General features: G+C 67.1%; 17 protein-coding genes and 1 pseudogene. 12 read left to right on the top strand and 6 right to left on the bottom strand.

Annotated elements, in window-relative coordinates:
• The first annotated feature begins 46 nt into the window (after positions 1 to 46).
• The 4 genes from BACI348_RS13975 (at position 47) to hemL (ending at position 4,415) form a co-directional block, all read left to right on the top strand.
• On the top strand, positions 47 to 916 hold the full coding sequence (locus BACI348_RS13975; protein WP_159826713.1) for a uroporphyrinogen-III synthase: 870 nt from the start codon (positions 47 to 49) through the stop codon (positions 914 to 916).
• Between the two features lie 82 nt (positions 917 to 998).
• Positions 999 to 1,979 (top strand): porphobilinogen synthase, encoded by a 981-nt coding sequence (gene hemB / locus BACI348_RS13970; protein WP_159826711.1) that lies wholly within the window; start codon positions 999 to 1,001, stop codon positions 1,977 to 1,979.
• Positions 1,979 to 3,070: an LLM class flavin-dependent oxidoreductase gene (locus BACI348_RS13965; RefSeq protein ID WP_159826709.1), complete on the top strand. Its 1,092-nt coding sequence runs from the start codon at positions 1,979 to 1,981 to the stop codon at positions 3,068 to 3,070. Before hemB ends, BACI348_RS13965 begins: the two co-directional genes overlap by 1 nt.
• A 13-nt stretch (positions 3,071 to 3,083) precedes the next feature.
• The gene (gene hemL / locus BACI348_RS13960) at positions 3,084 to 4,415 is read left to right on the top strand and encodes a glutamate-1-semialdehyde 2,1-aminomutase (protein WP_159826707.1); all 1,332 of its coding nucleotides are present in this window, start codon (positions 3,084 to 3,086) and stop codon (positions 4,413 to 4,415) included.
• A 99-nt stretch (positions 4,416 to 4,514) separates the two neighbouring features.
• On the opposite strand, the gene BACI348_RS13955 is transcribed toward hemL, so the two are convergent.
• From BACI348_RS13955 to BACI348_RS13940, 4 genes are all read right to left on the bottom strand, one after another.
• Positions 4,515 to 5,252 (bottom strand): amino acid ABC transporter ATP-binding protein, encoded by a 738-nt coding sequence (locus BACI348_RS13955; protein WP_159826705.1) that lies wholly within the window; start codon positions 5,250 to 5,252, stop codon positions 4,515 to 4,517.
• Positions 5,249 to 6,013 carry an amino acid ABC transporter permease gene (locus tag BACI348_RS13950; RefSeq protein WP_159826703.1) on the bottom strand — a complete coding sequence of 255 codons (765 nt, stop codon included), beginning with the start codon at positions 6,011 to 6,013 and terminating at the stop codon, positions 5,249 to 5,251. The genes BACI348_RS13955 and BACI348_RS13950 overlap by 4 nt, the downstream gene beginning before the upstream one ends.
• Positions 6,014 to 6,029: 16 nt before the next feature.
• Entirely contained in the window at positions 6,030 to 6,965 is a 936-nt protein-coding gene (locus tag BACI348_RS13945; protein ID WP_159826701.1) for a substrate-binding periplasmic protein, read from the bottom strand.
• A gap of 323 nt (positions 6,966 to 7,288) precedes the next feature.
• The gene (locus BACI348_RS13940) at positions 7,289 to 7,999 is read right to left on the bottom strand and encodes a 3'-5' exonuclease (protein WP_159826699.1); all 711 of its coding nucleotides are present in this window, start codon (positions 7,997 to 7,999) and stop codon (positions 7,289 to 7,291) included.
• Positions 8,000 to 8,062: 63 nt separating this feature from the next.
• On the opposite strand from BACI348_RS13940, the gene BACI348_RS13935 reads away from it, so the two are divergent.
• The 3 genes from BACI348_RS13935 to BACI348_RS13925 all read left to right on the top strand — a co-directional run bounded on the left by BACI348_RS13935 (position 8,063) and on the right by BACI348_RS13925 (position 15,359).
• Positions 8,063 to 8,479 carry an MGMT family protein gene (locus BACI348_RS13935; RefSeq protein ID WP_159826697.1) on the top strand — a complete coding sequence of 139 codons (417 nt, stop codon included), beginning with the start codon at positions 8,063 to 8,065 and terminating at the stop codon, positions 8,477 to 8,479.
• Between the two features lie 155 nt (positions 8,480 to 8,634).
• The gene (locus tag BACI348_RS13930; RefSeq protein WP_236557714.1) at positions 8,635 to 11,832 is read left to right on the top strand and encodes an ATP-dependent helicase; all 3,198 of its coding nucleotides are present in this window, start codon (positions 8,635 to 8,637) and stop codon (positions 11,830 to 11,832) included.
• Positions 11,833 to 11,846: 14 nt separating this feature from the next.
• Positions 11,847 to 15,359, top strand: a complete 3,513-nt coding sequence (locus BACI348_RS13925; protein WP_236557567.1) for an ATP-dependent helicase — start codon at positions 11,847 to 11,849, stop codon at positions 15,357 to 15,359.
• Here BACI348_RS13925 and BACI348_RS13920 read toward each other — a convergent pair.
• Positions 15,356 to 16,669 carry a macrolide 2'-phosphotransferase gene (locus BACI348_RS13920; RefSeq protein ID WP_159826691.1) on the bottom strand — a complete coding sequence of 438 codons (1,314 nt, stop codon included), beginning with the start codon at positions 16,667 to 16,669 and terminating at the stop codon, positions 15,356 to 15,358. The two genes, BACI348_RS13925 and BACI348_RS13920, sit on opposite strands and share 4 nt — an antisense overlap.
• Before the next feature lie 146 nt (positions 16,670 to 16,815).
• On the opposite strand from BACI348_RS13920, the gene nudC reads away from it, so the two are divergent.
• The 3 genes and pseudogenes from nudC to BACI348_RS21005 form a co-directional block, all read left to right on the top strand.
• The gene (gene nudC / locus BACI348_RS13915; RefSeq protein WP_159826689.1) at positions 16,816 to 17,838 is read left to right on the top strand and encodes an NAD(+) diphosphatase; all 1,023 of its coding nucleotides are present in this window, start codon (positions 16,816 to 16,818) and stop codon (positions 17,836 to 17,838) included.
• 53 nt (positions 17,839 to 17,891) lie between these two features.
• Complete coding sequence (locus BACI348_RS13910; protein ID WP_159826687.1) at positions 17,892 to 20,024, top strand: ATP-dependent DNA helicase UvrD2; 2,133 nt, start codon at positions 17,892 to 17,894, stop codon at positions 20,022 to 20,024.
• A pseudogene (locus BACI348_RS21005) lies at positions 20,024 to 20,578 on the top strand (M48 family metallopeptidase); the annotation flags it as partial. The gene BACI348_RS13910 and the pseudogene BACI348_RS21005, both read left to right, overlap by 1 nt.
• Before the next feature lie 137 nt (positions 20,579 to 20,715).
• Here the strand turns inward: BACI348_RS21005 and BACI348_RS13900 are convergent.
• Positions 20,716 to 22,179: a zinc-dependent metalloprotease gene (locus BACI348_RS13900; RefSeq protein WP_236557566.1), complete on the bottom strand. Its 1,464-nt coding sequence runs from the start codon at positions 22,177 to 22,179 to the stop codon at positions 20,716 to 20,718.
• Between the two features lie 328 nt (positions 22,180 to 22,507).
• On the opposite strand from BACI348_RS13900, the gene BACI348_RS13895 reads away from it, so the two are divergent.
• A complete protein-coding gene (locus BACI348_RS13895) occupies positions 22,508 to 23,533 on the top strand; it encodes a YlbL family protein (RefSeq protein ID WP_159830131.1) in 1,026 nt (341 codons plus the stop codon).
• Positions 23,534 to 23,683: 150 nt separating this feature from the next.
• Positions 23,684 to 26,662 (top strand): UPF0182 family membrane protein, encoded by a 2,979-nt coding sequence (locus BACI348_RS13890; protein ID WP_159830129.1) that lies wholly within the window; start codon positions 23,684 to 23,686, stop codon positions 26,660 to 26,662.
• Positions 26,663 to 26,770 lie beyond the last annotated feature (108 nt).

Below are 26,770 nucleotides of genomic sequence, written 5' to 3'. Positions count from 1 at the left end.
GACTGCTCTCCCGCCACCGGAACCCCGTCCGCGGGGGCAGCTGACCATGGCGCCCAGCGCCGGCAGCGGGCCCGGCCGCAACACGCTTGAGGGGTTCCGGGTGCTGATCACCCGCAGCCCCGAACGTTCGCTGCCGCTCGTGGCGGCCCTCCAGGGGGCCGGCGCGCAGGCGGTCCTCCTGCCGCTCATCGACTTCGAACGCGCCGCCGACCAGCATTCACTGGACGTGGCCTGCGACGCCCTGGGCGCCGGCGCCTTTGACTGGCTGGTGGTCACCAGCGCCACCACGGTCCATGTGCTCCTGTCCAAAGCCGCCGAACGCGGCCTCAGCCTGCGGGAGTGGATCCCGGCCGGCACCCGGATGGCAGCAGTGGGACCGGCCACGCGCCGCCTCCTGGAAACGGCCGGCCTGCCGGTAGAACTGACACCCAGAGACGAACAGTCCGCCGCGGGCCTCCTGGAGGTATGGCCGGCCGGGCCCGGTAAGGTCCTGCTGCCCCAGGCAGACATCGCTCCCGCCCGGCTCGCCGAAGGGCTGAAGGCTGCAGGCAGCACCGTCACGGCAGTCACCGCCTACCGGACCGTCGACTACCCGGCGGCAGCGGAGCGCAGGCTCTCCATCCCGGTGGAGGACGGGGATCCCGGCCAGGCGACGCCGTCGTACTCCCTCCTGACCGCCGAAGCTGCCGCCGCGGAAATCGCCGCCGGACGGATCCACGCGGTGGTGGCCGCTTCACCCAGCGCCGTGCGGCGGATCCATGCGCTCTCGCCGCTGCACGGCTGCCGGTTGGTGGCCATTGGACGGTCGACGGCGGAACAGGCCGCCGCGCTTGGCCTGCCCGTAGCGGCAATCGCCGCAGAACCGACCCCGCCTGGCCTGGTGACCGCCGTCGAAGAGGCACTCACCCCAGGGTGACGGGCCAATCCACGCCGCAGGGTTGTCATCGGCCGCCCGCGGGTACGAACACACTCAAGAGACAACGTGAAGGACGTCGAACATGACATTTCCGAGCCAACGCCCCCGCCGCCTGCGCACCACACCGGCCATGCGCCGGCTGACCGCAGAAACCCGGCTGGCACCGGCCGAGCTGATCCTTCCCGCCTTCATCCGCGAAGGCCTGTCCGGGCCCAACCCGATCACCTCCATGCCCGGAGTGGTCCAGCACACCACCGATACCCTGAAACGTGCCGCGGCGGAAGCCGTTGAACTGGGACTCGGCGGAATCATGCTGTTCGGCATCCCGGAAACCCGCGACGCGGAGGGGACCGCCTCGCTGGACCCGGAGGGTGTCCTGAACAAGGCCATCCGGGATGTCCGGGCAGAGGTTGGCGATGACCTGGTGATCATGAGCGACGTGTGCCTGGACGAGTTCACGGACCATGGGCACTGCGGGGTGCTGGACGCCGACGGCTATGTGGACAATGACCGCACCGTTGAAATCTACGCCCGGATGGCAGTGGCACAGGCCGAGGCCGGCGCTCACATGCTGGGCCCGTCCGGCATGATGGATGGCCAGGTGGCAGCCATCCGGTCTGCCCTGGACCAGGCAGGGCACGCCAACACCTCGGTAATTGCCTACGCCGCCAAGTACGCCTCGGCCTTCTATGGACCGTTCCGCGAGGCCGTTGACTCACAGCTCAAGGGCGACCGCCGGACCTACCAGATGGACGCCGGCAACCGCACCGAAGCCCTCCGCGAGGTGGAACTGGACCTCGCCGAAGGCGCGGACATCATCATGGTGAAGCCGGCCATGAGCTACCTGGACATCGTTGCGGACGTGGCGGCTATGAGCCCGGTCCCGGTGGCTGCCTACCAGATCTCCGGAGAGTACGCGATGATCGAGGCAGCCGCCGCCAACGGCTGGATCGACCGCCGCGCAGCCATCACGGAATCGGTGCTGGGTATCCGCCGCGCAGGCGCCCATATGGTCCTGACCTACTGGGCCGCCGAGTTGGCCGGCTGGCTGAAGGAGTCCTGATGACTGACGTCCCGCCGAACCCCACCGCGCCGGTTGGCCCGCACCGGATCCTGCTTGGCCTGAACACCTTCGGCGACGTAGGTGAGCACGCAGACGGAAGCCCGCAGCTGCACGCCAAGGTGCTGCGGAACCTGCTGGAACAGGCGGAACTGGCGGACGCCGTCGGACTTCACGCCTTTGGGGTAGGGGAGCACCACCGCAAGGACTACGCGGTGTCCGCGCCCGAGGTCTTCCTGGCAGCAGCCGCCGCCCGCACCACCAGGATCCGGCTTGGTTCCGCCGTGACCGTGCTCAGCTCCGACGATCCCATCCGGGTGTTCCAGCGGTTCGCAACCGTGGACGCCCTCTCCAACGGCCGGGCCGAGGTGATGCTGGGCCGCGGCTCCTTCATCGAATCCTTCCCGCTGTTCGGGCTTGACCTTGCCGACTACGAGGTCCTGTTCGAGGAGAAACTCGAATTGTTCGACAAGGTGCGGGCACAGAAGCCGGTGCACTGGGATGGCCGCACCAGGCCCGCCCTCGCCGGGTTAAGCGTGTATCCGCCCCTGGAACACCACTTGTTGCCCACCTGGATTGGCGTGGGCGGAACCCCTGAATCCGTGCTCCGGTGCGCGCAGTACGGCTATCCCATCATCTTCGCGATCATCGGCGGCCAGCCGCGCGCCTTCCGCCCGCTGGTGGACCTGTACCGCGAAGCCATGGCGAAATACGGCCATCCGATGCAGCAGGTTGCCACGCACTCGCCCGGCCACGTTGCCGCGACGGACGAGCAGGCCCGGGAGGAACTCTTCCCGCACTGGCTGAAGCTGCGGAACAAGCTAGGAGCCGAGCGCGGCTGGGGCCCTGCCGGCCGGGGCGAATTCGATGCCCTGTGCGCTCCGGAGGGTGCCCTTTATGTGGGATCACCGGAAACCGTGGCCCGGAAAATCGTCGAGCTCAAGCAGAACCTTGGTGTGGACCGTTTCGACTTCAAATACAGCAACGGCCCGCTGCCTCACTCGGCCATGATGCGCTCCATCGAGCTGCTGGGTACCCAGGTGGCGCCCCGCGTGGCCGAACTGCTGGCCGAAAATGACCGGCCGGCCAACTGAGAGAATAGGAACCATGACTTCCAGCAATCCTCGCAACGAGGCACTCTTCGACCGCGCCCGCCAGCTGATGCCGGGCGGGGTCAACTCACCGGTGCGCGCCTTCGGGTCCGTGGGCGGAACGCCCCGCTTTATGGTGTCCGCCAAAGGCCCCTACCTCACGGACGCCGACGGCAAGGAATACGTGGACCTCGTCTGCTCGTGGGGTCCGGCACTGCTGGGCCACGCGCACCCCGCCGTACTTGACGCGGTCCACGCAGCCGTGGACCGCGGCCTCTCCTTCGGCGCCTCCACCCCGGACGAAGCCAACCTGGCGGAAATCGTCAAGGAACGCGTGCCCGCCGTCGAACGCGTCCGCATGGTTTCCACCGGCACCGAGGCCACCATGACTGCTGTGCGGCTGGCCCGCGGCTTCACCGGCCGCAACCTCATCATCAAGTTTGCCGGCTGCTACCACGGCCACCTGGACGGGCTTCTCGCCGCGGCAGGCTCGGGCGTTGCCACCCTGGCGCTGCCCGGTTCCGCCGGTGTCACCGAAGCCACGGCTGCGGAAACCCTGGTGCTGCCGTACAACGACCTCGGCGCCGTCAAGGAAGCGTTCGCCACTCACGGCCCCAACATCGCCGCCGTCATCACCGAGGCCGCACCGGCCAACATGGGGGTGGTGACACCTGGCGAAGGCTTCAACCTGGGCCTGTCCCGGATCACCCGGGAACACGGCGCGCTGCTGATCGTGGATGAAGTCCTCACCGGCTTCCGCACCGGCTACTCCGGCTACTGGGGCCTCACCGGAGGCGCGCCGGACGCCGCAGAGCCGTGGACCCCGGACCTGCTCACCTTCGGGAAGGTCATCGGCGGAGGAATGCCGACGGCAGCCCTCGGCGGGCGTGCCGACGTGATGGATTACCTCGCTCCCACCGGTCCCGTCTACCAGGCCGGCACCCTCTCCGGAAACCCGGTGGCGATGGCCGCCGGTGTGGCCACACTGACCCACGCCACCCGGGACGTGTACTCCTTCATCGACGTCCGCTCGCTGGAACTGTCCTCAGCACTCTCCAGTGCCCTGGACGCCGCCGGAGTGGACCACTCCATCCAGTTCGCCGGGAACCTGTTCTCGGTGGCTTTCGGCACCTCGGCCAACGGAGTCCACAACTACGCCGACGCCCAGGCGCAGGAGGCCTTCCGCTACGCACCGTTCTTCCACTCCATGCTGGAGTCCGGGGTCTACCTGCCGCCGTCCGTCTTCGAAGCCTGGTTCCTGTCCGCCGCACACGACGACGCCGCCATGAACCGCATCTTCGACGCCCTGCCTGCCGCGGCTAAAGCCGCCGCCGCAGCCCAGGGCTAGGCACCCAGGCGGGTCCCGCCGTCGTCCATTCCTTGCGCGGCAAAAGAAAATCCCCGGTTGCATTCCGCAACCGGGGATTTTCTGTAGGTGCTTCAGGGGTTACAGGACGTCCGAGAGGAAGCCCTTGAGCCGGTCAGTCCGCGGCTCGGTGAAGAGCTGCTCCGGGGGACCGGACTCCACCACCACACCGGCGTCCATAAACGTCACGGTGTCCGAGACGTTGCGGGAGAAGCCCATTTCGTGGGTCACCACCACCATGGTCATGCCGCCCTTGGCGAGGTCCGTCATCAGCGCCAGGACACCCTTGACCAGCTCGGGGTCCAGCGCGGATGTGGCCTCGTCGAAGAACATCACCTCCGGCTTCATGGCCAGTGCACGGGCGATCGCCACGCGCTGCTGCTGGCCGCCGGAGAGGTTCGCCGGGCGGGAATCGGCCTTGTGCTTCAGGCCCACCAGGTCCAGCTGCTCCAGGGCCTCGGCACGCGCCTGGTCCTTGGACAGTTTCCGCAGCTTCCGCAGCGCCAGCGACACGTTGTCCGCCACCGTCTTGTGCGGGAACAGGTTGAACTGCTGGAACACCATGCCGATCCGCTGCCGGAGCTCATCCGGGTTGTCCTTCAGGACGGAGCGGCCATCCAGGAGGATGTCGCCCTGATCGGGCTCGATCAGCCGGTTCATCACCCGAAGCAGGGTGGACTTGCCGGACCCGGACGGGCCGATCACCGAGGCCGTGGTGCCCTTTTCCACGTGCAGGTCAATGCCGCGGAGAACATGGTTGTGGCCGAACGAGAGGTGCAGGTTCTTGCCGGTCAGGGTTCCGGATGCGAATTCCGTCATGCCTGTGCCCCCTTGCCGATAGGTGCTGCGAGCTCATCCGGTTCCTTCTTTTCCGGCTTGCCGGTGCGCAGCCGGTTGTCGATGAAGTTCACGAAGTGGGTGAGCGGGACGGTCAGGATCAGGTACAGCACGCCTGCAGCCACCAGCGGAGACAGGTTGCCCGTGTTGGCCATGGCATCGTTGCCGATCCGGAAGATTTCCCGGTCGGAGGCAGCGAGGCCGAGCATAAACACCAGAGAGGAATCCTTCAGCAGCGAGATGAACTGGTTCACCAGCGCGGGAAGGACCCGCCGGATACCCTGCGGAACCACCACCAGGCGCATCGAGCTGCCGTAGCTGAACCCCAGCGCCCGCGATGCCTCCAGCTGCCCCTTCTCCACGCTCTGGATGCCGGAGCGGAAGATCTCACCGATGTAGGCCGCAGCGATCAGCGTCAAAGCCAGGATGCCCAGCGGGTACGGGTTCCGGGACCCGGTGATTTCCCTGGCAATGGGGCTCAGGCCGATACCGATGACCAGGATCACCAGGATGGCCGGGAGGCCGCGGAAAATATCGGTGTAGATGCGTGCCGCCCAGCGGGCACCAGCGTTGCGGGAGATGCCCATCATGGCCAGCCCGAGCCCGAGCAGGGAGCCGAAGATCCCGGAGGCAACGGCCAGTATCAGGGTGTTGGGCAAGCCCACCGCGAGGAGGGCGGGAATGACTTTGGCCATTTCCTCCCAGTTGAAGAAGGTGTCAGCCAGCTGGTCCAAGAGATCCATGAACGTCCCGGCTCAATCAGCTCTGGGGAAGCGTGGCGGCCTTGCTGCCCGGCTTCCAGTCGGTCGGCATTTCGCGGTCCGGGTACCATTCCTTGGTCAGCTTGGTCCAGGTTCCGTCGGCAATAACGGCGTCCAGGCCGGAGTTCAGTGCGTCGATCAGCGGCTGGTTGTCCTTGGCCACGGCGTAGGCGGTGAAGTTCTGCGTGTTGACCACGGATTCGACGATCGCGGTGCCGTCGCCTTCCTTGACCTGGCCGGTGGCCTGCTGGGACGGTGCCACCCAGGCGTCAACCTGGCCGTTGCGCACGTTGGCGTACACGGTGGCGTAGTCCGGGAAGCGGATCGGCTCGAGCTTGAGGGTGTTGGTGACGTAGTCATCCTGGACGGTGCCCTGGACGACGCCGATGCGGAGATCGCCCTTCAGGTCGGCGAAGCCCTTGATGCCGCTGTCAGTCTTGGCAACTACTGCCATGAAGCCGAAGTCGTAGCCGTTGGTGAATCCCACGTTCTGGCGGCGGGCGTCAGTGGTGGAGATGGAGGAGGACCCCACGTCGAACTGCTTGGTGGATACCTGGGAGAGCAGCGCGGAGAAGTCCGTGGCAACGAATTCGACCTCGAGGCCGAGCTTGCCGGCGATGGCACGCAGCAGTTCGTTGTCGTAGCCGGTGAACTTGCCGGACGGGTCAATGAAGATGTTCGGCGGGGCGTCCGAGAGGGTGCCCACCTCGAGCTTGCCTTCAGTGTTCAGGCCGAGTTTGGTCTTGTCGATCTTGTCGATCGGGGTGACGTCGGCGGTGGTGTACTTGTCCAGCGTCTGCTGGTCGCTGCCGGCGAGGGCGTCCGTGGGGGTGCCGCTGGGCGCGGACGATCCGGAGCCGCAGGCCGCCAGGGAAACCGCGAGGGCGAGAGCCACAGGAGCGGCAGTCAGCCACTTCATCGCTTTGATTTTCATCAGGTTGTCACTTTCATTTCAGTGTTGAGTCAACCGGGCCGCAAGGCTGCGCTGGTGGCGCCTGGCACCTGCCCGGTGCTGGTCGAGCACGGCCAGGGCAGGGGTGACCGCAAAACTTTATTGTCTCACTTTGGGGTTTTGTGGCCGTGAGATGAAGGAACGAGTACCCCGCGAGCCTTATGCCGAACTAAATTCGGTGGGCAGGGTCGAGAGGCATGCCAAGACGCTGATGGGCAGAAGGTTGGGCGAATCAAGAGGCCAGGAAATCAGTCAGCCTATGGAGCGGTGTGACAGATATCTCCAGCGGAAAGTGGCCGGCCAGGCTAGAAGCCGCCGGTGCTGGCGTCCTGCGGCGGCAGTACCGGCCAGTCGCCTTCGATGACGGCGGTGGGCTTGGTCTTGCGGAGATAGCCCTGGAAATCCGCTGCCTGGCTCACGGCCCAGTCCACCTGCAACTGGTGCAGCTGGCTTGCCGGCATGCTGAGTTTGGGAAACTTTCCGGCCATGGCGTCCAGGACCCGCAGGGTTGCCAGAGCATCGGCTGCAGATGTGTGGGCGTTGTCCAGGACCACGCCGTACTCCTCGCACAAGGCCGTCAGGGTGCGCTTGCCCTTCCGGTAGCGGTCCACCTGCTTGTTCATGATGTACGGGTCCAGGACCGGAAACCGGGTCAGCTGCGGCACCCCGTAGCGGGCCGATTCGGCGGCGAGCACCGTGAAGTCGTAGCTGGCGTTGAACGCGATCACGGGAACGCCGTCGTCGAACAGGCCCTGCAGCACCGCCGCGAGCTCCTTCGTCACCTCGTGCGCCGGCCGGCCGTCCCGCCTGGCCTGTTCAGTGGTGATGCCGTGCACGTCACTGGCTTCGGTGGGAATCTCCACGCCTGGATCCGCCAGCCACTCATGCTCGGTGATGACCTCGCCCTGGTGGTCCACCACGGTGACGGACGCGGTGACGATCCGGGCGGCGCGCGAGTTGCGGCCGGTGGTTTCAAGGTCGAAGGCTGCGCGGGGAAGGGTGTTCCAGGTGCTCATGGATCCACGCTAACGGGGGCCACCGACAATTCCCGGGAGCGCCACTGCGGATACATTGGATCAATGCGGATTGAGTATGTGGAGGCGGTACTGGCCATCGTGAGGCTGGTTCCGCCAGGGTCCGCAGTCTCCTACGGCGACGTCGCCGAACTCCTCGGATCAGGCGGGCCCAGGCAGGTTGGCTCGGTGATGAGCCACTATGGCAGCGGCGTCCCCTGGTGGCGGATCCTCAAGGCGAGCGGGCACGCGCCCGAGGGGCACGAAGCAGAAGCGCTCCGCCACTACCGCCAGGAAGGAACCGCCCTTAGCGGCGCCCACGAGTCCTACCTGCGGACCGGAGAGGGCTCCTGGCGTGTGGATCTGCGGGCCGCCCGGTGGGCTCCTGCGGAGGATGACTTTGACCACATCGACGCGATTGCGGCGGAGCTGGAGCGTGGGCTCCGGGAATTGTCAGTGGCTGATGATGGAATGTCGGCGTGACAGTAACAGTTCCTTTTACAGGTCCACGTGACGAGTACCGTGGGCCGGCAGATTCCGGGGCCGGCTTCGATGACCTGCCCGGAACAACGGACGACGCCGGCACCTGGGCCCGGGACGCAGGGCACCAGCGTGCGCCGGGCTTTGCGGGGCTCAGGCTGCTGCCGCCGCGGCACCTCCAGGCCGAAGCCCCGTCCCTGACGCCGGATCAACAGGCAGCCGTTGACGTCGCACAGGGGTCCGGGCCGGTCCTGGTACCGGGCGCGCCGGGAACGGGCAAAACCACCGTTCTCATCGAAGCGGCCGTCACCCGGGTTCTCCGCGACGGCCTGGATCCCGAACAGATCCTGATCCTGGCCCCCAGCCGGCTCGCGGCGGATTCCCTGCGGGACCGGTTCACGGCCCGGCTGGACAGAAGCCTCAGCACCACGCCCGCCCGGACCTGGGCGTCCTACGCCTTTGACGTGATCCGGCGGGCCAAGGCCGAGGGCGTGCTGCCGCTCGCCAGGCCGCCGCGGCTCCTCTCCGGGCCGGAACAGGACCTCATCATCAAGGAACTCCTCGAAGGCCACCGCCTGCCGGGACTGGAGCTGCCCTGGCCCCAGGATCTCGCCGGAGCACTGGAGACACGCGGTTTCCGCCATGAGGTGCGCCAGCTCTTCGACCGCGTCATCGAGTCCGGGCTCACGGCCGGGGACCTCGCGGACCTTGGCCGGCGATGCGGCAGACCGGACTGGACGGCCGCCGCCGCACTGTATGCGGAGTACCGTGATGTCCTTGACCTGCGGATGCCCGAGGCATTCGATCCGGCCGGCATCATCACCGCGGCCCGCCATGTCTTCCAGGACGCCCCGGATTTCCTTGCGGCCGAACGTGCGCGCCTGCGGCTGGTTGTGGTGGACGACGTCCAGGAGGCCAACCCTGCCGTGTTCGAGCTCCTGGCAGACATTGCCCGCGGGAAGGACTGCTATGTGGCGTTCTCGCCGGACACGGTGGTCCAGGGCTTCCGGGGGGCCAGGCCGGACCTGGTCGCGGAACTGCCCCGGCTGCTCTCACCGGCTTCCCCGGTCCTGGAACGTCCCCTGCAGTATGCGCACCGCCATGCGCCGGCGCTGACCGAAGCGTGGTTGGGTGTTGCGGGCCGGATTTCGCAGCGGGCCGGCGGGCAGCTGGCCAGGCGGCTTGAGCCGATAGGGGACCGGCCGCAGGGAATAGTGGAAGCGCACCTGGTGCCGTCCGCCGTGCACGAACTCCGGTATGTAGCCCAGCGCATCCTTGACCAGCACATCAACCACGGCCGGCACCTGGCCGGGATCGCGGTCATAGTGCGCAACGGGGCCCAGGTCAGCGAATTGCAGCGGTACCTCTCCGGCCAGGGGATACCCGTGCGTGTTCCGGTAGCGGAATCCGCCGTCCGGGACGAGGTAGCTGTCCGCCCACTGCTGGACGCGTTCGCCATTGCCGTTGATCCTGACCGGTTAACCCCGGAAACTGCCGTCTCCCTCCTCACTTCGCGGATCGGCGGCGCCACCTCCATCGAGCTGCGCAGGCTGCGGCAATCGCTGCGGCGCGAAGAGCTGCTGGGCGGAGGAGGACGCGCCAGCGATGCTTTGCTCGTCGAAGCACTCCTGGCCCCGGGCGCCCTGTCTGCCCTCGGTATGGAGGGCCGGGCGGCGCGCCGTACGGCACGCATGATCCAGGCCGGGAGGCAGGCCGCCGTCGAGCCCGGAGCCAATGCCGAGTCCGTGCTGTGGGCATTGTGGAACTCCACCGGCCTCGCTGCTGCCTGGACAGAAACAGCGCTCGCGGGCGGACCGCACGGGGCCCGCGCCGACCGCGACCTTGACGCCATGATGGCGCTCTTCCACACGGCGGAGCGCTACGTCGACCAAGTGCCCGGCGCCGGGCCGGAGCAGTTCCTGGAGTACCTGCTGAACCAGGAGCTGCCGATGGATACCTTGGCCGCAAGGGCCCAGGTGGATGACGCCGTCGAACTCATGACACCCGCCAGCGCGGCCGGGCGGGAATGGCCAGTTGTCCTGGTGGCCGGTCTGCAGGAGGGCGTGTGGCCCAATACCCGGCTCCGCGGCGAGCTCCTGGGCAGCACCCTTTACGCCGACGCGGTGGAGCACGGAGTTGAGTATGCGCTTCAGCGGGACCCGCTGAGCCGGCTCAGGGACATCCGCTACGACGAACTGAGGAGCTTCTCCACGGCGGTGTCACGCGCCCGCGAACTCCTGATCTGCACTGCAGTCTCGTCCGAGGACGATCAGCCGTCGTCCTTCCTGGATTACGTGGCCCCGCTGGATCCCGGCCGGGACGCCAGGGCTTTCACCCCGGTGGAACGTCCCATGACCCTGCGGGCCCTCGTGGCCGAACTGCGGCAGTACGCCCAGCTGGACGGCAAGCATGAGGCGGAGGCCACCGAAGCGGTGAAGGTCCTCGCGGGGCTCGCGGCTGCCGAGCCGCCGGTGGCGGGGGCGCATCCGGACAGCTGGTGGGCACTGCCGCCGCTGACATCGTCGGCAGCGGTGGTTCCTGCGGGCGGGACAGTGTTTGTGTCGCCGTCGAAGGTGGAGACGGTCCAGAAGTCCCCGCTTGACTGGTTCGTGCAGGCCGCCGGCGGTGAGGCGGCCACCGATTTCGCCAGGAGCCTGGGCACGCTGGTCCACGCCATCGCGCAGGAACTTCCCGATGCCTCCGGGGCTGAGTACGTTGCGGAACTGGTCAGGCGCTGGCCCGCCCTGGGCATGAAGGACAACTGGGAGGGCAGGCTCGACTATCAGCGCGCGGAGGCGATGGTACGCAAGCTTGCCCAGTATGTGCTGGTCATGCGGAGTGAAGGCAGGAGCCTGCTGGGCGTGGAACAGGACTTTGATGTGGCACTCCCGGACGTCGTGGTTGGTGATGGCACGCCCCGGGCGGCGGTCCTTCGGGGCCAGGTGGACCGCCTGGAAATCGACGGTGAAGGAAGGCTGGTCATCGTGGACCTCAAAACAGGCAAGCGCCAGCCCGGCAAAGCGGAACTGGCCGCGCATCCGCAGCTTGGCGCCTACCAGGCCGCGGTCCTCGCAGGGGGTTTCAACGCCGGGGAAAACGGCGCCTCCAGTGTTCCAGGTGGCGCGGTCCTTGCCCAGCTGGGGACGGTGGCCAAGAGCCCGGGCATCCAGCAGCAGGCGCCCCTGGATCCGCAGGAGAACTGGGCCATGGACATCGTGACAGAGGCCGCTGCCGTGATGGGCGGGAGCGTCTTCGAGGCACGGCATGATCCCTCCAAGGGGAGTCATGGCGGTCATGGCTGCCGGCTGCCCGAAGTGTGTCCATTATGCGTGCGGGGAAGGCAGGTCACGGAATGAGGCCGGAGCCACCTATGGACGCCCCTGGTGTTCCCGAACCGCGGTTCACCCCGGAGGAGCTTTCCCGGCTGCTGGGGGAGAAGAACGTTCCCACCCCGGAACAGTCCGCCATCATCAGCTCACCGCTGACGCCCCGGCTGGTCATCGCCGGCGCAGGTTCAGGCAAAACAGCCACGATGGCCGACCGCGTGGTCTGGCTTGTCGCCAACGGCTGGGTACGGCCGGAAGAAGTCCTGGGGGTGACGTTCACCCGGAAGGCCGCCGGTGAGCTGGCGTCCCGGATCAGGGCGAAGCTGGCATCCCTGCAACGCTTGGCCGCCCAGGACGGCGCCCGCAGCCTGTTCCCCGAACAGCCGGTCTCCAGCGATTCACTCGAACCCAAGGTGTCTACTTACCACTCGTTCGCCAGCGGCATCGTGTCCGACTACGGGCTGCGGCTCGGCGTGGAACGGGACGTGGTCCTGCTCGGCGGCGCACAGGCCTGGCAGCTGGCCAGCGAAGTGGTGGAAGCGTACGACGGCGAATACGCCCACTTCCGTGCCGCGAAATCCACCCTGGTCAAGGCCGTGATCCAGCTCGCCGGGGAATGCGCGGAGCACCTCCAGGAGCCTGAGGACGTGGAAGCCTGGCTGATGGCGCGGCTTTCGGAGTTTGAGTCCCTGCCGTACATGGCGGACAAAAAGAAGAACCCTCCCCAGGCGGCCGCCGAGCTCGCCGGGATGCTGCGCACCCGGGCCAGTGTGGCCGACATGGTGGGCCGTTATGCTGCCGCGAAGCGCGCCCGGGGGGCCCTGGACTTCGGGGACCTTGTGGCGCTCGCCGCCCGGGTGGCGCAGGATGTTCCCCTGGCCGCGCAGATGGAGCGGCAACGGTACAAGGTGGTGCTGCTCGACGAGTTCCAGGACACCTCGTATGCCCAGCTGGTGCTGTTCTCACGGCTCTTTGGCGGCGGCCATGCTGTGACAGCCGTGGGTGACCCGAACCAGTCCATCTACGGGTTCCGCGGGGCGTCGGCCGGGCAGCTCTTCCACTTCGTCCGCGAATTTCCTGTGCGCACCGGTCCGGGGGATTCACCGGGGGACTGGGCTCCGGCACCTACGTCCTACCTCACCACGGCCTGGCGCAACGGGCGGTCCATCCTGGCGGCAGCAAACGTGATGTCGGAATCCCTGGGCAAGGCCGCGGCGGCCCGCGGACCGGCCGGCGGGGGCACTACACCGGCCCTGGGCACGGCAGCGGCAGCGGATGTTCCGCCTTTGCAGGCCAGCCCGTTCGCGGTGCAGGGCACGGTGGTCATGGGGCGCTTCGGCACCGATGCTGACGAAGCCTCCTCGCTGGCGGACGACGTCCTCAAATACAGGGTCACCGACTTTGAGCTGAAACCGGACGGAACTCCGGTGCCGCCGGCCATCGCGGTCCTGTGCCGGCGCCGCGCCCAGATGGAAACTGTCCGGCGCCAGTTCGAGGCGCGGGGCATCCCGTATGAAATCGTCGGGCTTGGCGGGCTCCTGGACACCCCGGAGATCGTTGACCTGGTGGCCACCCTGCGTGTCCTCGCGGACCCGGGCCGCTCCGACTCGCTGATGCGCCTCCTCGCGGGGGCCCGCTGGCGCATCGGCCCGGCAGATTTGATGGCCCTGCGCGACTGGTCAAGCCAATTGGCGCGCCGGCGGGGACATGGGCCCGGGCCTGCCGGCGGCGGACTGGCCGTGGACGGGTTGGCGGACGAAACCAATGACACCGTCCTTGAAGGGGACCTGACGGATGGTGCCAGCCTGGTCGAAGCCCTGGACTGGCTGCCCCGGGAGGCTTGGGTGTCTGCCCATGGCCGGTCGCTCAGTGAAGCTGCCCGGAGCAGGCTTGCCCGCCTGTCAGCCGAACTGCGCCAGCTCCGGGGTTACCTGGGGGATGACCTCACCACGCTTTTGGGTGAAGTGGAACGGGCCATGTTGCTGGACATCGAGGTGGCGGCCCGGCCGGGCGTCAGCATCCACCAGGCCCGGCGCAACCTCGACGCTTTCCAGGAGGCGGCTGCGGGGTTCCTGCGGACGTCCCAGCGGGTGGACATCCTCGCTTTCCTGTCGTGGCTGGAGGCTGCGGCCGCGGAAGAAAACGGGCTGGAAGCTCCGGCTGCGGACGTCAACCGCGAAGCGGTGCAACTCCTGACGGTCCACGCCTCCAAAGGCCTGGAATGGGATGTTGTTTTTGTTCCCGGACTCAATGCAGGGGCTTTTCCCAGCGACAGGGACTCCCGCTGGAGCAGTGGATCGGCTGCCCTGCCCTGGCCGCTCCGTGGAGACCGGGCGGACCTTCCGCAGTGGGACCTGGACCAGCCGGACCAAAAGGGCTGGCTGGACGCGGAAAAGGATTTCAAGGCTGCAGTCCAGGTCCACGGGGAGTCGGAGGAACGCCGGCTCGCCTACGTTGCCTACACCAGGGCAAAGCACGTGCTCTGGGTCTCCAGCGCGGCGTGGGTGGGATCCCGGGCTGGACGGGCTGACATGTCGCTGTTCCTTGCCGAGCTCGAGCCGCTGGCACACGCGGCCGACGGCAGGCCCCGGGACGCCACGGTCCATCCCGCATCGCAGGATGAGGCTTCCCTTCCGGAGTCGAGCCCGCTCACCCTGGAGGCGGAAATTGCCAACTGGCCCTACGATCCCCTCGAGGGCCCGGTGGATCCTCGAACCGGGGAGCGCCTCCGTCTTTCGTCCGGACGGCGGGTGGCCATGGAGGCTGCGGCGGCCAAGGTGCTGGCCGCGCTGGAAGACCACGGAACCGTTCCCGCCGCGGCGGGGGCAGGAACTCCCGGCGGGGATCCGGCCGGCGGCAAGAACCTCAGCGGGGTGGCCCGGGGATGGGCACGCGAAGCGGCGTTGCTGCTGGAACGCCGGTCGAGGCGGTCCGCCGGCCGCGACGTACACCTTCCGGGCCACATCTCGGCCTCCACGCTGGTGGAACTGCGCGAGGACGCCGCAGGTGTGCTGGGGAGGCTCCGCAGGCCGGTGCCGCGGGAACCAGGCATGTCAGCCCGGAAGGGCACTGCCTTCCACTCCTGGGTGGAGGAATACTTCGGTGCCGCAGGCATGCTGGACCTCGACGAAGCTCCCGGTTCCGACGACCACATCGATGCCGCCTATGACCTCGACGCCATGGTGGCAACGTTCAAGGCGTCCCCGTGGGCAGACCGGTCGCCGGCGTTCGTGGAAGTACCGGTGGAGACCCGCGTGGCCGATGTTGTGGTGCGGGGGCGCATTGACGCCGTTTTCCGCGATGCGGACGGCCGGTGGGACCTGGTGGACTGGAAGACCGGACGGCGGCCCTCCGCTGCAGCGTTGAAGACAAAAACCGTGCAGCTTGCCGTGTACCGGCTGGCCTGGGCACGGCTGAAGGGCGTCCCGCTGGAGGAGGTGCGGGCAGCCTTCTTCTACGTCGCGGACAACGAGGTAGTGCGGCCACACGATCTCGGAACAGCCCGCGAGTTGGAGCAGATCGTCAGCGCCGCACTGGGTTCTCCGGAACTGCCTTAGTTCTTGGTGATGTCGATGATGGAGATCGCGGCGGTGGACGTATCGTCCGGCCCTGCGGCGACCTCTGCTTTGCCGCCGGGGTTGTCCGGGTTCTCCCGGTCCGGATCGCTGCTGTGGTCCTCTGCATCCCCGCCGGCTGATGACGCGTCCCCGGACCCGACTCCGCCGTCGGCCCCGGCCTCAGGCTCCACGGGAATGGGGGTGACGCGCACCGCGGGCCGGACCGGGGCGGGGACGGGCAGCGGCACTACCGTAACGGACGGCACGGAACCGGCCGGACCGGCGTCGGCCGCCCTCACTACGGGCGCAGCGCCGGCAGCCGGGGCAACGGCAGTTGTACCGGCTGCAGCCGGAGCGGCCGCAGCCCGCTGCGGCTCCACACTGATCGGCTGCCCGCCGTGCTCTTCAATATCCCGGGCGAGGGTTTCAAGCATCTCTTCCGCCTCGGAAACCATGCTGCTGTCGTCCGAGGCAATGCCCTTCACCAGGTACTGGGCCAGGGCGAACTCGGCGGACAGTGCGGCGCGGCGCAGGAGGTGGTTGTCAACCGTGTCCTTGCGGCCGCCCGTGTAGGCGTTTAGTACCGCATCGACGAAGTCCTGCTCATTGGAGGCAACCAGCCAGGCGAAATCGTCCGCCGGATCGCCGATCCTCAAATCGGTCCACCCGGTCACGGCGGTGACGCGCTGGCCTTCCACCAGGAGGTTGTCCTCGTGCAGGTCGCCGTGCACCACGCTGGGATTGAAGCGCCACAGGGAGACGTCTTCGAGCGCGTGCTCCCAGCGCAGCAGCAGGGCAGGCGGGATCTTTCCGGTGGTTGCTGCCTGGTCGAGTTCATTCAAGCGGCGCTGCCGGAACTCGTTGGGCGTGTAGCTGGGAAGGTCGGCGTTGCTGACCAGAGACCGGGGAAGGTCGTGTATGGCGGCCAGGGCAACGCCGATTTCGCGGGCCAGGACATCCGGGCCGGCCGTGAGTTCCTCGACGCTGCGGGTGGACCCGGCCAGGTGCGAGTACACAAACGTGCTCAGGGTCCCCAGCCGCACGCTGCCGGCGACGGTGGGCATGAGGAAGGGAAGTTCGGCGCGGATGGCCGGGGCGAAGGCACGCAGCACCAGGAACTCCGTTTCCAGCCGGGCGCTGGCCTCCGCATGCCGGGGCGACCGGACGCGCCAGCGCTTGCCCTCGGAATCGAGCAGCAGGGCGGAGTCGAAGTCGGCGGGATCATCCGGGGCAGAGCTAACGGCCGTCGGGGTCAGTCCGGGGACTGCCGCGGTTGCAACGGCTGCCAGTTCAATCGGTTTTCTTCTCACTGTTCCACGGTAGATTGCGCGCAGTCCAAGAGACCGGTCCAAGGACGGCGAGTCTCCAGATATAGTCCAAAACAGGGGAGGCGCAGCACTCCACATAGGGATGCGCCCAAATATCAATTGTCGGTCCCAGTCAGTACGGTGGACACATGAGCCACGCGGAGTCTGCAACACCGGTCCATCAGGGCAACGCTGCCCGGCTGCCGGCCAACCACCTGATGGACACAGTACTACCAGTGCCGCCCGCGCTGGTTGACCGGGGGTCCGTGGCACGGGCCAGGCCGGGAATGGTGGAGGATTTGCTCGCCGGGCCGGACACCCTGGCCGTTCTCCTCGCCGGCCGGCAGGGCCTGGTCCATGGCGGCGGACTCTACCTGTCCAACGCCCGCGAGCTGCAGTCCGCACTCGCCGCCGCAGGTTCCGTTCCCCAGTTGACGGTCTACCTGGGCTCCGCCCTGCCGGATTCGGACCTGTCCCCTGGAACTCCGTTGCTGCTGTTCGTCCTGCCGGAGGCAGTGGAGCCGGGGACGGCAGGGATCCCGGAGGATGCTGCCTGGGCCGGTTTCCGGGAGGTCGCGGGCGGGCTCACTCCCACGCACACAGCACTCTTCATCGAAGCCAGCGCAATCGCCAACTGGCACGCCACCCATACGCATTGCCCGCGCTGCGGCGCCCCCACGGACATCGAAGCCGGCGGGTGGGTTCGGCGCTGCCCCGCAGATTTGTCCGAGCATTACCCGCGGACCGATCCTGCCATCATCGTCACCGTCGTGGGCCCGGACGGCCGCCTGCTCCTGGGCGGAGGCGGGGCACGTGATGCAAAGAACTTTTCCACCCTCGCAGGGTTTGTGGAACCGGGGGAGTCCCTGGAACAGGCCGTCGTCCGGGAGATTTACGAGGAAGTGGGGGTCCGGGTTACTGCATGCCAGTACCTGGGCTCGCAGTCATGGCCTTTCCCGGCCTCGCTTATGCTTGGATTTACCGCCATCACCGAAGACGCCGAGGCAACGCCCGACGGCGTGGAGGTCACCAGGGCGCGCTGGTTCAGCCGGGAGGAACTCCAGGAAGCAGTGCTCGCCGGCGAGATCACCATTTCCACCCGCCTGTCGATTGCCCGCTCCCTCATCGAGCATTGGTTCGGCGGGCGGATTCAGGACCTTACCGGCCACTGAAGCCTTATCCATCAGACTCCAGTACGCGGTAGTCGAGACGAAAAAGCAGCAAAGTGACTACACAGAATTTTGACGGCGCAGCATCCCTGGAGGACCGTATCCTCGGCGGCCTGGACGCCGAACAGCGCGAGGTCGCCAGTAGCCTGAACGGGCCGCTGTGCGTCCTTGCCGGTGCCGGCACCGGCAAGACCCGGGCCATCACCCACCGCATCGCCTACGGGGTCCATTCGGGGGTCTACACACCCCAGCGGCTGCTGGCCGTGACGTTCACGGCCCGCGCGGCCGCGGAGATGCGCAGCCGGCTGCGCGACCTCGGTGCAGGCAACGTCCAAGCACGCACGTTCCACGCCGCGGCGTTGCGCCAGCTGCAGTTCTTCTGGCCGCAGGCCGTGGGCGGGACGCTGCCCAACCTGCTGGACCACAAGGCCCAGCTGCTTGCCGAAGCTGCCCGGCGGCTGCGGCTGAGCACGGACAGGGCGTCCATCCGCGACCTCGCCTCGGAAATCGAATGGGCCAAAGTGTCCATGCTGACCCCCGCCAACTACCTGGAGAACGCGCAGGACAGGGGGACTCCCGGCGGGTTCGACCTCACCGCCGTCGCCCGGGTCTTCCAGTCCTATGAGGACGTCAAGACGGACCGCAACGTCATCGACTTCGAGGATGTCCTGCTGATCACGGTGGGCATCCTGCAGGAGGACGAGAAAGTCGCCGCCACCGTCCGCGAGCAGTACCGGCACTTCGTGGTGGACGAGTACCAGGACGTTTCCCCGCTCCAGCAGCGGCTGTTGGAACTGTGGCTGGGCGGCCGCGACGAACTGTGCGTGGTGGGTGATGCCAGCCAGACCATCTACTCGTTCACCGGCGCCTCCCCGAAGCACCTCCTGGAATTCAAGGCCCGCTACCCGCAGGCCAACGTGGTGAAACTGATCAGGGACTACCGCTCCACGCCCCAGGTGGTGAAGCTCGCCAACGACCTCCTGGCCGGCAGGCGCAGCGGCGGACCGGTTGCCGACTCCGCCTGGGCTGCCCCGCTGCAGCTGGTGGCCCAGCGCCCCGCCGGGCCGGCACCGCAGTTCACTGAGTGCTCGGATGATGAAGCGGAAGCCGCCACGGTGGCCCAGAAGATCAAGGCACTGCTCGACGCCGGCACCCCGGCCAGCGAGGTCGCGGTCCTTTTCCGCACCAATGGCCAGTCCGAAGCCTACGAGCAGGCCCTGGCAGCCGCAGGCATCGGCTACCAGCTGCGCGGCGGTGAACGGTTCTTTGCCCGCAAGGAGGTCCGCGACGCCATCCTTCAGCTGCGCGCCGCCACCCGGGCCGTCTCCGCTGAATCACCGGAACCGCTCGGCCAGCTGGTCCGCGATATCGTGGCTTCCCTTGGCTACACGGAGTCGCCTCCCCACAACGGCGGAGCGCTGCGCGAACGCTGGGAATCGCTGGCGGCCCTGGTGGCCCTCGCCGACGAACTCGTCCAGTCACGCGGGCCGGAGTTCGGCCTGGCCGAGTTCGTGAACGAACTCCAGGAACGTTCCCTGGCGCAGCACGCGCCCACGGTTCAGGGAGTGACCCTGGCGTCCCTGCACGCTGCCAAGGGCCTGGAATGGGATGCCGTGTTCCTGGTGGGGCTCAGTGAAGGATTGATGCCCATCTCCTTCGCGGACTCGCCCGAATCCGTCGACGAAGAACGGCGGCTCCTCTATGTGGGCATTACCCGGGCCCGCGAACACCTCGCAATGTCCTGGTCCACGGCCCGCACTCCCGGCGGCCGGGCCAACCGCAAGCCCTCCAGGTTCCTGGACGGGCTGCGCCCTGATTCGGTGGCCAGCTCAAGCGCCCGTGGCAAAGGGCCGGCACCCCGGCGCAAAGCCGCAACGCCGGCGGTCTGCAGGGTCTGCGGCAGCATGCTGAGCACGGGCGCGGAGCGCAAGGTGGGGCGGTGCAACGCCTGCCCGCCAAGCTATGAGGAACAGACCTTCGAGGCCCTGCGGAACTGGCGGCGGGAAACGGCGCTGTCCGCAGACGTGCCGGCCTTTGTGGTGTTCACCGACGCCACGCTCACCGCTATCGCCGAGGCGCGGCCTGCTTCTCTTGAGGAACTTGCCGCACTTGCCGGCGTGGGACCGTCCAAGCTGGAACGCTACGGCGAAGACGTCCTCCGGGTCCTGGTGGAAAGCACCTCGCTGTGATGACCACGGCCGGCGGGGCTCCCGTCGAAGTGCGCCGCTCTGCCCGCCGGACACGGACGGTCGCCGCTTTCTGGGAGAACGGTACGGCGGTGGTGGCCATCCCGGCGCGGTTCACGGCAGCTCAGGAAAAGGAATGGGTCCAGCGCATGCTGGCCAAACTGCACAAGCAGGGGGAACGGCGCGCAGCCTCCGGCCGGAAGCGCCCAGCCTCCGACGCCGCCCTCGCCGCCCATGCAGCCCAGCTGTCCGAACGGTACCTTGGCGGGCGTTCCAGGCCTGTGTCGGTGCGCTGGGTCAGTAACCAGAACTCACGGTGGGGTTCGGCCACACCGTCAGAGGGCACCATCCGCCTCTCGGACAAGCTGCGTCCCATGCCCCAGTGGGTCATCGACTACGTGCTCCTCCACGAACTCGCCCATCTCCTGGTAGCCGGGCACAACGCTGCCTTCTGGAAGCTGCTGGAGGCCTACCCCGAGACGGCACGGGCGAAAGCCTTTCTTGAGGGGGTTAGCTTCGCCATGGCCCGCGGCCTGAAAGACGAAGCAGCGCCAGAGGCACCTGGTGCCGTCCGGCCAGCGCAGGAACCCCGGCCAAGGCAGGAACCCGGCGGGATGAACGCTGGCCCGGCGACCCTTGGCCGGATGGACTCTGGCGTGACGAGGACTGGCCGGACGACGCCGACTAGGCCGGCTTAGCTTTTCGGCGTACTGTCCGGGCCATCCTGGCCGCCGCCAGCCGTGCCGTTCCCGCCAGCGTCGCCGCCGCGGGCCGTGCCGTCGTCGGCCTCGTCCGTCGCGCCCGAGGGGGGCTCGTCAAAGCCGCCGCTCAGCAGCTTCTGCAGGGCGTCGTCCACTTCGCTGTCGCTGGCCTCGGCAAGTTTGCGGCGTCCGCTGAAGCCCTTCGGATCGTTGAGGTCCTCGGCGGTGGGCAGGAGGTCGGGGTGCTGCCAGATCGCGTCGCGGCCTTCGATGCCGCGTTCGTCCTTCAAAGTGGCCCAGAGTGTTGCGGCGTCCCGCAGCCGGCGCGGACGAAGTTCCAGCCCTACCAGGGCGGCGAAGGCGTGCTCGGCCGGCCCGCCGGTGGCACGGCGTCGCCGGACGGTTTCCCGCAGCGCCGCGGCGGAAGGGAGCAGCTTTTCGGTGGCCGCTGCCGTGAGTTCGTCCACCCATCCCTCCACCAGGGCCAGTGCTGTTTCCAGCTTTTCCAGGGCCTGGTCCTGGGCGGGCGTCCGCTGGGGCATAAACACGCCCTGGGACAAGGCTTCCTGGATGCCCTCGGGGTTGCTGGGGTCCAGGTCCCTGGCCAGTTCTTCAATGCGGGAGGTATCGATATGAATGCCGCGGGCGTAAGCCTCGATGGCACCCAGCAGGTGGCCCCGCAGCCAGGGGACCTGCACGAAGAGCCGCGCGTGGGCAGCTTCCCGGACGGCGAGGAAGAGGCGGATGTCATTTTCAGGCAGGGAGAGACCCTCGCCAAAAGCGGTGATGTTCACGGGCAACAGTGCCATTTCAAGGTCTGCCAGCGGAACGCCGATGTCAGTTGAACTGACCACGTCCTGGGAGAGGGCGCCGATGGCCTGGCCCAGCTGCATGCCAAAGATTGCGCCGCCCATGTTCTGGAGCATGGACGATGCCCCGCCCATCATCGACTTCATCTCTTCGGGCATCTGCTCGGTCATGGCGGAGGAGAGGGCATTGGCGATGCTGTTCGCCACCGGCTCGGTGAGCCGTTTCCAGGTGCCCAAGGTGGCCTCAACCCATTCCGCGCGGGACCATGCCCGGCCGATCAGGCCGGTGGCGGGAAGATCGGTGACCGGGTCCAGCCACAGTTCAGCGAGCCGCAGCGCCTCATCCACTTCGCGGGACTGCTGCGAGGTAACGGACGGGTCGGCGCTGGACGCTGCCACGCGCCGGGCATTCTCGTGGGCAAGCTGCCAGTTGACCGGCCCCTCGGAGGGCGCGGACATCATGGCCTGCACTTGGGAGAACATCTGCGCCAGCAGGTTGGGGTCGTTGGGCAGGCCTGCTGCTTTCGCCAGTTCGGCGGGGTCGAAATTCTCCATCCCCTTGCCGCCCATGAGGTTTTGCAGCATCTCGGTCAACGGGTCCTTGGGGGTGTCGTCGCCGTTGGACGGATTAAGTGGGTTGGAGGTCATGATCCCGCCGATCGTCGGTGTGACTGGTGCTCAACCTTCACGGTACCCCGGTGCCGGGCGGCTGTCTGCCGCACTGCGTTACCGTTCGCTGTAGGCAAAGAACTGCAGCTGCCGGGCACCGCGTAGTGTTGGTGCAGTGACTACAACCCGTGGCGGACACCCTTCCGAGGACCGCGCCGCCGACCTCCAGTCCGGCTCCTGGCATGCCGAAACAGAAGCGTACGACGCCGGGCAAGGGCCAGCCGGTGCGCAGGCCGGGCCAGCCGGTTTCGCCTCCGCGGGGACCCCCGGCACACGGGAGCGCCGAAACCCGAAAGTCTCGGCCACGATGGTGGCCGGCGTGGCGGCCCTGGGCCTTGGAGTCGCAGTTGGCACCCTGCCCGTGCCCTACGTCATCGAATCACCGGGCCCCACATTCAACACCCTGGGGCAGAGCCAGGGAAGCCCGGTCATCAGCGTCACGGGCCGGGAAACCTACCCCGCGGCGGGAAACCTCGACCTGACCACCGTTTATGTCGACGGCGGCCCCAACGGTCCGGTGAGTATCCTTGGCGTGTTCTCCGCATGGCTGGACCGTTCAAAAGCGGTGTATCCCGTGGAGATGATCTATCCCACGGGCACCACCAAGGAACAGGCGGAAGAACAGAGCTCGGTGGCCATGACCACCTCCCAGGAGAACGCGGTGGCGTCCGCCCTCACCGAGCTGGATATTCCGTTCGGGCAGCAGTTGCAGGCGGCAGGGCTCTCCGACGGCTCCGCCGCTGCCGGGAAAATCGAGCCCGGGGACATCCTCAAGACCATCAACGGCAAGGAGATCACCACCCTCGCCGTCATCCAAGGGGAACTGGCGGCAGGCAAAGGAGCGCCCGCCACAGTGGTGGTGGAGCGGGACGGCCGGGAAATCAGCCAGGCCATCACGCCGAAGGACAACGGCGAAGGGCGCTTCATCCTGGGTGTCATGCTCAAATACCTGTTCACCTTCCCCTTTGACGTGAAGATCTCCCTGGACAAAGTAGGCGGACCCAGCGCCGGTCTCATGTTCTCGCTGGGCATCATCGACACCGTCACCCCGGGCGACCTGACCGGCGGGAAACACATCGCCGGAACGGGAACCATCACCCCGGACGGCACCGTCGGACCCATCGGCGGCATCGGGCAGAAGATGCAGGGTGCCCGGTCCGGAGGAGCCACGCTGTTCCTCGCCCCCGCTGCCAACTGCGGTGAAGTGGCAGGCCACGTTCCCGACGGCCTGCAAGTGGTCAAGGTGGAGAGCCTCGCGGAGGCAAGGCACGCCGTCGAACTCGCCGGTTCCGGCCAGGACACCACCGGCCTCCCCGCATGTACAACCAACTAGACTGGGCAGGAACTAAGCTCTACCGCCACTCGTGGCAAATATGACGGCTAAACCAGTGTTTGACCGGTAAGGACGTCGCTCGCACGCACGCTTCGAATATTCTGACCGACCAGCTATGAGGTACCGAGTTTGTCCCGACCTGCCAGCACCATGTCCACAGGTAAACCCCCTTCAAGACGCGGCGCGCTCACGCCCACCCTGATCGTTGTTGCCCTGGTGGTTGTGGGCTTCATCTTCTTCGCAAACGTCTGGACTGACGTCCTCTGGTACCGCCAGCTTGGCTTCATCGAGGTGTTCGTCACCGAGAACCTGGCCAGAATCGGCATCTTCCTGGCCGGCTTCGCCGTGATGTTCCTTGGGGTCTTCTTCGCCATCCGCATCGCGTACCAGTCCCGGCCGGTCTACGCACCGGATTCTGAAATCCGCGACAACCTCAACCGCTACCAGGCACAGCTGGAGCCGGTCCGCCGCGTGGTGATGGTGGGCCTGCCCATCCTCTTCGGCCTTTTCGCCGGCAGCGCCGCGGCCAGCCAATGGCAGAAGGTCCTGCTCTTCTTCAACCAGGAGCCCTTCGGCCAGCAGGATCCGCAGTTCAACCTGGACATCAGCTTCTACCTGATGACCCTGCCGTTCCTGGGGTTCGTCACCGGCTTCCTCATCAGCGTTGTAGTCATCGCCGGTATCGCCGGCATCCTCACCCATTACCTGTACGGCAGCATCCGGCTGATGGAACGGGGCGTCTTCACCAGCCGTGCCGCCCAGATCCACATCGCCGTTACCGGTGCCGCCTTCCTGGTGCTCCTGGGCATCAACTTCTGGCTGGACCGTTACTCCGCCGTGCAGAGCAACAGCGGCCGCTGGGCCGGTGCCCTCTACACGGACGTTAACGCCGTGATTCCCACCAAAGCCATCCTGGCTGTGGCGGCCGCACTGGTGGCCATCCTGTTCATCGTGGCGGCGGTCATTGGCCGCTGGCGCCTGCCCGTCATCGGCACCGCCATGCTGGTCATCACCTCCATCCTGGCCGGCGGCGTGTACCCCTGGGTGATCCAGCAGTTCCAGGTACGCCCCTCCGAAGAGACGCTGGAAAAGGAATTCATCCAGCGGAACATCAACAACACCCGCACGGCGTACGGCCTGGATAAGATCCAGGTGAACCGGTACGACGCCACCAACACGGCAACCACCGGAGCCCTCGCTCCGGATGCGCAGACCACGGCGAACATCCGGTTGCTGGACCCGAACCTGATTTCGGATGCGTTCTCGCAGCTCGAGCAGTACCGGCCGTACTACCAGTTTCCCGAAGCCCTGAACGTGGACCGTTACGAGGTGGACGGCAAGATCCAGGACACGGTGATCGCTGTCCGCGAGCTGAACCCCACCAACGTGGCCACCAACCAGCAGGGCTGGCTGAACCAGCACGTGGTGTACACCCACGGTTACGGCGTTGTGGCGGCCAAGGGCAACAAGTTCACCGTGGACGGCAAGCCGGACTTCCTGCAGTCAGGCATTCCGTCGACGGGTGTGCTGGGCGACGATTCGACGTACCAGCCCCGGATCTACTTCGGCGAGTCCTCGCCGGAATACTCCATCGTGGGTGCTCCGGACGGTGCCCCGGCCCGTGAGCAGGACCGGCCCTCCGGCCGTGAAGGGGAGGGGGAGACCCAATACACCTTCGAAGGCAACGGCGGCCCCAACGTGGGGACGTTCTTCAACCGGGTGCTGTACTCCATCAAGTTCCAGTCCTCTGACCTGCTGCTCTCGGACGGCGTCAACGCGGAGTCCCAGATCCTGTACGACCGCAATCCCCGTGAACGCGTGGAAAAGGTAGCCCCCTACCTGACCGTGGACGGCAACGCCTACCCCGCCGTGGTGGACGGGCGCGTGAAGTGGATCGTGGACGGCTACACCACCAGCCAGTACTACCCGTACTCCCAGCAGGAACAGCTGTCCAACGCTACCGCAGACACCCAAACAACGTCGGGACGCGCCGTCGCGCTGCCCAACAGCACCGTCAACTACATCCGCAACTCCGTCAAAGCCACGGTGGACGCCTACGACGGTTCGGTCACCCTGTACGCGTGGGACGACCAGGACCCACTGCTGAAGTCCTGGCAGAAGGTGTTCCCCACATCCCTTAAGCCCTACTCGGAGATGTCTGGCGACGTGATGAGCCACGTCCGTTACCCGGAGGACCTGTTCAAGGTGCAGCGCCAGCTCCTGGGGCAGTACCACGTTACTGATCCGTCCAGCTTCTACAAGACCAATGACGCCTGGAGCGTGCCCGCGGATCCCACCGTAGACACCGACGTCAAGCAGCCGCCGTTCTACATGTCGCTGCAGATGCCGGACCAGGACAAACCCGCCTTCCAGCTGACGTCGTCGTACATTCCACAGATCGTCAATGGAAACGCGCGCAACGTGCTTTACGGCTTCCTGGCCGCCGACTCGGATGCCGGCAACCAGGCCGGTGTGAAAGCCGACAGCTATGGCAAACTGAGGCTGCTGCAGATTCCGCCGGAAATCCAGGTCCCCGGGCCGGGCCAGGCGCAGAACAAGTTCAACTCCGATCCCACCGTGTCCCAGGCCCTGAACCTGCTCCGCCAAGGCGCCTCGGACGTGCTGAACGGCAACCTGCTGACCCTTCCCGTGGGCGGCGGCATCCTCTATGTCCAGCCTGTCTACCTGAAGTCCACAGGTGAGACTTCCTACCCCACGCTGCAGCGCGTCCTCGTGGCGTTCGGTGACAAGGTTGGTTTTGCCCCCACCCTTGACGAGGCGCTGAAGCAGCTCTTCGGTGGTGATTCCGGGGCTGCTGCTGGGGACTCCGACAACAACGGCCAGACGCCTGCCAATCCGGGTCCTCCTGCCACTCCGGCCGGAGCTGACGCCAAGGCTGAGCTGAAGGCGGCACTGGACGAAGCGAACGCCGCGATCAAGGCCGGCCAGGCAGCACTGGCCGGCGGCGACTTCGCCGCTTATGGCGAGGCGCAGAAGCGGCTTTCGGCGGCCCTTGATAAGGCGGTCCAGGCTGAGGCGAAGATCCCCGTGGCGGCTCCCGAGGCCACCCCGGCCCCTGCTTCCTCGCCTGGCCCGGAAGCGACGCCGTCGCCCTCGCCGAGCAGCTGACGGACAGCAACTGATCACGACGGCGGCAGCCGGCACCCGTTCCTTGCAGAGCGGGTGCCGGGCCGGCGAGACGGAGATCACGCCCTCCCGATTTGGCCTGCTGTTCAC

Origin of the sequence: Arthrobacter sp. 9AX (assembly GCF_902506095.1) — a bacterium.
GTDB lineage: Bacteria > Actinomycetota > Actinomycetes > Actinomycetales > Micrococcaceae > Arthrobacter.
The sequence above is the reverse complement of the archived record's forward strand: the minus strand, read 5'-3'. Positions and strand labels throughout refer to the sequence as shown.

Excerpts from the sequence above, each read along its gene's own strand:
- BACI348_RS13965 (WP_159826709.1), top strand. The coding sequence starts at position 1,979 with ATGACTGACGTCCCGCCGAACCCCACCGCGCCGGTTGGCCCGCACCGG.
- BACI348_RS13945 (WP_159826701.1), bottom strand. The coding sequence starts at position 6,965 with ATGAAAATCAAAGCGATGAAGTGGCTGACTGCCGCTCCTGTGGCTCTC.
- BACI348_RS13935 (WP_159826697.1), top strand. The coding sequence starts at position 8,063 with ATGCGGATTGAGTATGTGGAGGCGGTACTGGCCATCGTGAGGCTGGTT.
- BACI348_RS13975 (WP_159826713.1), top strand. The coding sequence starts at position 47 with ATGGCGCCCAGCGCCGGCAGCGGGCCCGGCCGCAACACGCTTGAGGGG.
- BACI348_RS13925 (WP_236557567.1), top strand. The coding sequence starts at position 11,847 with ATGGACGCCCCTGGTGTTCCCGAACCGCGGTTCACCCCGGAGGAGCTT.
- BACI348_RS13955 (WP_159826705.1), bottom strand. The coding sequence starts at position 5,252 with ATGACGGAATTCGCATCCGGAACCCTGACCGGCAAGAACCTGCACCTC.
- BACI348_RS13900 (WP_236557566.1), bottom strand. The coding sequence starts at position 22,179 with ATGACCTCCAACCCACTTAATCCGTCCAACGGCGACGACACCCCCAAG.
- BACI348_RS13950 (WP_159826703.1), bottom strand. The coding sequence starts at position 6,013 with ATGGATCTCTTGGACCAGCTGGCTGACACCTTCTTCAACTGGGAGGAA.
- BACI348_RS13940 (WP_159826699.1), bottom strand. The coding sequence starts at position 7,999 with ATGAGCACCTGGAACACCCTTCCCCGCGCAGCCTTCGACCTTGAAACC.
- hemB (WP_159826711.1), top strand. The coding sequence starts at position 999 with ATGACATTTCCGAGCCAACGCCCCCGCCGCCTGCGCACCACACCGGCC.
- nudC (WP_159826689.1), top strand. The coding sequence starts at position 16,816 with ATGAGCCACGCGGAGTCTGCAACACCGGTCCATCAGGGCAACGCTGCC.
- hemL (WP_159826707.1), top strand. The coding sequence starts at position 3,084 with ATGACTTCCAGCAATCCTCGCAACGAGGCACTCTTCGACCGCGCCCGC.
- BACI348_RS13895 (WP_159830131.1), top strand. The coding sequence starts at position 22,508 with ATGGTGGCCGGCGTGGCGGCCCTGGGCCTTGGAGTCGCAGTTGGCACC.
- BACI348_RS13890 (WP_159830129.1), top strand. The coding sequence starts at position 23,684 with ATGTCCACAGGTAAACCCCCTTCAAGACGCGGCGCGCTCACGCCCACC.